Source organism: Chloroflexota bacterium, from assembly GCA_014360905.1.
GTDB lineage: Bacteria > Chloroflexota > Anaerolineae > UBA2200 > UBA2200 > JACIWX01.
The window spans coordinates 1-6,379 of sequence record JACIWW010000045.1 but is presented as its reverse complement, the minus strand read 5'-3'; the positions used below and the strand labels follow the sequence as shown (position 1 = coordinate 6,379).

Sequence of the window (6,379 nt, the reverse complement as noted above, 5' to 3'; positions counted from 1 at the left end):
GCCAGATCGGCCATAGGCGGTGCTCCTCCTGGTGCAGTTGTTTCCACAATTCTTTTACCACAGGAGCACCCCCTTTTGTCAAAATCGCCTGTACCACCTGGTAACGATCTGTTGGCGCAAGCGCACTGTAATGGTTTGACATTTGTACCCAAAATACGTAAACTATTACCTTTAGAGTAACCTATTGGGAGCATCTATGGAGTTCCAAGAAGTCATCATGCGCCTAGATCATTTCTGGGCAGAAAAGGGCTGCCTCATCTGGCAGCCCTATAATGTGCAAGTCGGTGCCGGGACGATGAACCCAGCCACTGTGTTGCGTGTATTAGGACCAGAACCGTGGAATGTGGCTTATGTCGAACCTAGCATTCGCCCGGCTGATGGCCGCTACGGAGAAAATCCTAACCGCTGGCAACAGTTTTACCAGTATCAGGTGATCCTGAAACCTGATCCTGGCAATCCGGTGGAAGTCTATCTAGATAGTTTGAAAGCATTGGGGATCAATCCTCGCGAACACGATATCCGGTTGGTAGAGGATGATTGGGAATCTCCCGCCCTAGGAGCCTGGGGCTTGGGTTGGGAAGTTTGGATGGATGGTCAGGAAATCACCCAGTTCACCTATTTTCAACAGGCAGGCGGGTTTGACCTGGATCCAGTGTCCGTGGAAATTACCTATGGTCTGGAACGTATCGTGATGGTGCTACAAGGCGTAAGTGACTTTGTGCACATGAACTGGGGCCATGGCATCACTTATGGCGATATACTCCTGCGTTCCGAGGTCGAACACTGTACCTATAACTTCCAGACAGCCAGCGTTGAGCGGTTGAAGCAAATGTACGAGCTGTTCGAGGCCGAGGCCAGGAGCGCTCTGGCTGCCGGCTTGGTGATCCCTGCCCACGATTACGTGTTAAAGTGCTCTCATACCTTTAATGTCTTAGATGCGCGAGGAGCGATTGGCGTCACGGAGCGAGCGCGTTACTTCGCGCGTATGCGCGAACTATCCCGAGAGATAGCCAAAGCTTATCTGGCGCAGCGTGAGGCAATGGGCTTTCCATTCCTGCAGCGTGGCGGCAGCATTGCGAGCTGCCCTGTGCCAGCCGCAGAGCCGAAGCAGTTCTCTCAGAAACCTGCTGCTTTGCTGCTGGAAATCGGCGTCGAAGAGTTGCCAGCCTTGGAAGTCGACTCTGCCTTGGAGCAATTGCACGTAAATGCACGGCAGATGCTATCGGATGCCAGATTGCATTTCGAGGACGTGCATGTGTTCGGGACGCCTCGCCGCCTAGTAGTCCAAGTACCCGGGCTGGCACCCAGACAGGCCGATGTGCAACGCATGATTAAAGGACCGCCAACGGATTTTGCTTTTGATACAGAAGGCCAGCCTACCAAAGCGGCACTCGGCTTTGCTAAAGCGCAGGGCGTGAGCGTTGCTGATCTACAAACACGGGAATACGAGGGCAAGAGTTACGTCGTGGCAGTCAAGACAGAACTCGGTCGCGCTGCCGTGGAAGTATTGACTGAAGTGTTGCCCGAACTCATCGCTTCGCTGAAATTTACCAAGAGCATGCGCTGGAACGAAAGCAATGTAGCCTTCGCGCGCCCCATTCGCTGGATTGTGGGGCTACTAGGTGATCAGGTCGTGCCTTTCGAATGGGCTGCGGTACAGAGCGGACGAGTCTCACGTGGCCTTCGCCCGTTTGGCTCGCCAGACATTATGTTGACCACTGCGGATGCTTACTTCGAAGCCATGCAAGCCAATTTCATTTTGATAGACCCAGAGGAGCGTAAAAGGCAAATTCACTCGCTATCCTCAGACCTGGCAGCCTCTATGGGTGGCTATATCCCTGAAGACCCACTGCTCTTGCAAGAAGTGACCAACCTGGTGGAGTGGCCAACACCACTGCTGGGGCATTTTGATGAACAGTATCTGACATTGCCATCGGAAGTTCTTGTCGCAGTAATGAAAAAGCACCAGCGTTATTTCCCGGTGATGAAAGATGGAAAGTTGCTGCCCTACTTTGTAGCCGTAGCTAACGGCCCCTTCGATTGTCTGGATAGCGTGCGCCGCGGCTACGAAGAGGTGCTTCGAGCTCGCTATGCTGACGCTGCTTTCTTCTACAAAGCAGACACGAGTAAAAAATTGGAAGAATTCCTACCGCGTCTGCACACGTTAACCTTTCAAGAGCAACTTGGCTCAATGCTGGATAAAGTGTCTCGCCTGGAAAAACTCGTGCCCGTGCTGGCAGACTTGATCGGAGTCTCAGACGCGGAACGAGAGATAGCGATCCGCGCTGCTCATCTGTGCAAGGCCGATCTGGCCACGCAAATGGTTGTTGAATTGACCTCTCTACAGGGAGTGATGGGGGCGAAGTACGCTGCCTTATCAGGCGAAAGTCCTCAGGTAGCAAAAGCTATTTACGAGCATTACTTGCCACGCAATGCAGGCGACGAATTACCACAGACGGTTCCTGGCGTACTAGTTGGCTTAGCTGATCGCCTGGATAGTCTGGTTGGCCTGTTCGCAGTTGGCCTATGCCCCACAGGATCTACTGATCCGTATAGTCTCCGCCGCGCTGCCTTAGGCCTGGTGCAAATTCTGGCAGAGAAAGGTATCTCTCTTTCGTTGCAACAGGCATTCCGCGCAACGGCAGCCTTGTTGCCCATTGCCGTGTCGGATCAGGTTCTAGCAGATCTTCACGACTTTATCACGCAGAGACTACGTAGTTGGTTGCTCGAACTGGGTTATCGCTACGATTTGGTGGATGCTGCGCTGGCTGAACGCGCAGATAATCCCTGCGAGGCTTCGGTCACAGTGCGCAGTCTCAGCAACTGGGTGGCTCGTCCAGAGTTTCCGGATTTGCTCACGACATATAGCCGACCATCGCGCATCGTACGCGAGTACACTACCGAATTCCCCCTGCATCCTGAGATGTTCACTGAAGCGGCAGAGAAGGAGTTGTACCAAGCCATGCTCGCTGCCCAGGACAATCGGTCGAAAGTGAACGACGTAGACGGGTTGATGGCTATACTTGGTCCGCTGGCACAACCTATAGATACTTTCTTCGACCAGGTGTTTGTGATGGTGGACGAACAATCGGTGCGTGAGAACCGGTTGGCTTTACTGCAACGCATTGCCGCATTGCCAAAAGGCATTGTGGATTTGACCAAAATACTGGGCTATTAGATAATTAAATAATGATAGTCAAAATCTTTATTTCATCCATGTGAGATTGTGTTGGAAAGGGAGTTGAACCAAAATGGCAAAAGCTAGTGTGAAATCAAAAGAAACCAAGAAATGGGTTTACCTCTTCAACGAGGGTAACAAAGACATGCGGGATTTGCTGGGTGGCAAGGGTGCAGGCGTCGCCGAGATGACCAATTTGGGCTTGCCTGTACCACCTGGCTTCACAATTACTACCGAGGCGTGCAACGAATACTTCCGCCTGGGTCGCAAGTTCCCTGAAGGCATGTGGGATCAAGTGCTCGCTGCCTTGAGCACGATTGAGAAGCAAGTGGGCAAAAAATTTGGGGATGCCAATAACCCCTTGCTGGTGTCTGTACGCTCGGGTGCCAAAATGAGCATGCCTGGCATGATGGATACTGTGCTCAACGTTGGACTCAATGAAAAGACCCTGCGCGGTTTGGCTAAGTTGACAGGAGATAAACGGTTCGCCTATGACGCTTACCGACGACTCATCCAAATGTTCGGACGCATTGTCAAAGGCATAGATGGCAGAAAATTCGAGCAAATCCTAGACAGTTACAAGGAGAAAACAGAGGGCAAAAGGGATACCGATCTGACCGTGGACATGCTCAAGGACATCGTGCGGGATTACAAAGCCTTGTACAAGGAAGAACTGGGGGAAGATTTCCCAGAGGAGCCGATTGAGCAACTACGACAGGCCATAGAGGCTGTATTTGCCTCTTGGTTTGGCAAGCGTGCTGTGGACTATCGCAATTTCCACAAGATTCCTCACGATCTGGGCACTGCTGCGAACGTGCAGATGATGGTTTTTGGCAACATGGGCTTTAACTCGGGTACAGGTGTGTCCTTTACCCGCAGCCCATCTACCGGAGAGAAAGCTCTCTTCGGCGAATACCTCCTGAATGCCCAGGGCGAGGATGTAGTAGCAGGCGTGCGCACACCAAACAAAATTGCCGAACTGGAAGAGGAGATGCCTGAGATTTATGCGCAGCTTGCCCAAATCTCCAAGCGACTGGAAGAACATTATCGTGAAATGCAAGACATGGAATTCACGATCGAGCGTGGCAAGCTGTGGATGCTTCAGACACGCGCCGGAAAGCGCACTGCAAGCGCAGCGCTCAAAATCGCCGTAGACATGGTTAAAGAAGGACTGATCAGCAAAGAAGAAGCCGTCATGCGCGTCTCACCGGAGCAAGTAGATCAACTACTTCACCCAGTCTTCGATGAAAAGGCAAAGGGGGAGGCCCGTAAGTCAGGCAGGTATCTAGCCAAGGGCTTGAACGCTAGCCCGGGTGCTGCCAGCGGCATAGCCATCTTCGATGCCACCCGTGCGCAGGAAGCGGCCCAGTTGGAAATAGAAATAGAGGAGAATGGGCAGAAGAAAAAGATAAAGCAGCCCGTTATCCTGGTCCGGCCAGAGACGAGCCCTGAAGATGTGCATGGCATGCTTGCAGCACAGGGCATACTGACTCAACGCGGCGGGGCAACCTCCCATGCGGCTGTAGTAGCCCGCGGTCTAAATAAGCCCTGCGTCGCCGGATGTGAGGCGTTGTCCATTGATGTGGATGCACGGCAGTTTGCAGTCAATGACAAAGTAGTAAAAGAAGGGGACTATATCTCCATTGACGGCACCACTGGCGAGGTCTTTCTTGGAAAGATCCCAGCAGTCGAGGTCAAATACGAAGAGCAGACAGATTTGATCCAGTTGCTCTCCTGGGCTGACGAATTTCGCCGCCTCGAGGTGTGGGCAAATGCGGATTACCCACGCGATGCTGCCCAGGCACGCAAGTTTGGAGCACAGGGCATTGGCCTGTGCCGCACCGAGCACATGTTCTTCGAGGAAGATCGCCTGCCCATTGTGCAGCAGATGATCCTGCTGTCTGGCAAAGCCGCTGCCATCGAAAGTCGCATTCAGGCACTTCGCAAGGAACTGGAAAACGCCTCGGGCACATACGCAGAATCCATCCGGGCGGAAATCGCCGAGCTAGAGCAGAAACCCGAACGGAAACAGTACCATGAAGCTCTGGACAAATTGCTTCCTCTCCAGCGTGGAGATTTCGAGGGAATCTTCGAGGTCATGGACGGATTACCAGTTATTATTCGCCTGATTGACCCGCCCATGCACGAATTTCTGCCCAAGCGGGAGAAATTGATCCAGGAAGTGACCGAACTGCGCTGCCGTGGCGATAACCCTGCTCTGTTGCAAGAAAAGGAAAAGATGCTGAAGATCGTCGAGGACATGCATGAAGCGAATCCCATGCTTGGCCTGCGCGGCTGCCGACTCGGCATTGTGTTCCCCGGCGTGACAGAGATGCAGGTGCGTGCTATCTTTCAGGCGGCCTGCCGCATGAGCAAAAAAGGCATCAAGGTGCTTCCAAGGGTCATGATCCCATTGGTGAGCCATGTCAATGAGTTGCGGCATGAGCAAGTTGCCCTGGAGAAAGTGGCGAAGCAAGTCATGCAAGAAGAGGGCGTGGAAATAGACTACAAGTTTGGCACGATGATAGAGATTGCCCGTGCTGCGCTCACCGCAGACGAAATTGCAGAACTGGCACAGTTCTTCTCCTTCGGCACTAACGACCTGACACAGACGACATACGGCATCTCGCGCGACGACGCGGAGAAAGGGTTCCTCCTTGCCTATGTGGATCGAAAGATCCTGCCTGCCAACCCCTTCCAGGTATTGGACCGCGAGGGAGTGGGCAAGCTGATGGAAATGGCGGTGGAGTTAGGGCGTAAGACCCGTCCAGGCATGAGCATTGGCATTTGCGGTGAGCACGGTGGCGATCCCTCCTCGATCGAGTTCTGTCACATGATCGGCCTGGACTATGTTTCTGCTTCACCCTACCGCGTGCCCATAGCGCGACTGGCTGCAGCGCAGGCTGCACTTGGCAAGAGATTCGAGCAAGACAAATAAGCCAGCATTTCATTGGGCAAACCCGACCATAACAGCCTGATCAGGCCCTCCCGCGAGTACTGCTAACAACTTGCGGGAGGGCAATTGTAAGTGGCCAATAGATCGTTACCAGCCTCTTTGTCACAAGCGAGCAGCAGGTCGGTACTAATTGGGTCGAGCAGGATAGGTGGTAGCAAGGCGATATGCTCATCCCCAGTATACCCCAAATGGCGCAAGACGGCCAAAGGAGGCTTTTGCTCCATGCCCACGCCAAAGTGGGGGCG

3 protein-coding genes are annotated in these 6,379 nt (G+C 53.2%); 2 read left to right on the top strand and 1 reads right to left on the bottom strand.

Annotation, left to right across the window (positions count from 1 at the left end):
- The first annotated feature begins 196 nt into the window (after positions 1-196).
- The gene (locus H5T67_12580) at positions 197-3,178 is read left to right on the top strand and encodes a glycine--tRNA ligase subunit beta (GenBank protein MBC7246140.1); all 2,982 of its coding nucleotides are present in this window, start codon (positions 197-199) and stop codon (positions 3,176-3,178) included.
- Between the two features lie 73 nt (positions 3,179-3,251).
- Positions 3,252-6,116 (top strand): pyruvate, phosphate dikinase, encoded by a 2,865-nt coding sequence (locus H5T67_12575; protein MBC7246139.1) that lies wholly within the window; start codon positions 3,252-3,254, stop codon positions 6,114-6,116.
- A 62-nt stretch (positions 6,117-6,178) separates the two neighbouring features.
- On the opposite strand, the gene H5T67_12570 is transcribed toward H5T67_12575, so the two are convergent.
- Positions 6,179-6,379: hypothetical protein (locus H5T67_12570; protein ID MBC7246138.1), on the bottom strand; the 201-nt coding region annotated here is incomplete at its 5' end.

Coding starts and splice junctions, on each gene's coding strand:
- H5T67_12575 (MBC7246139.1), top strand. CDS start 3,252: ATGGCAAAAGCTAGTGTGAAATCAAAAGAAACCAAGAAATGGGTTTAC.
- H5T67_12580 (MBC7246140.1), top strand. CDS start 197: ATGGAGTTCCAAGAAGTCATCATGCGCCTAGATCATTTCTGGGCAGAA.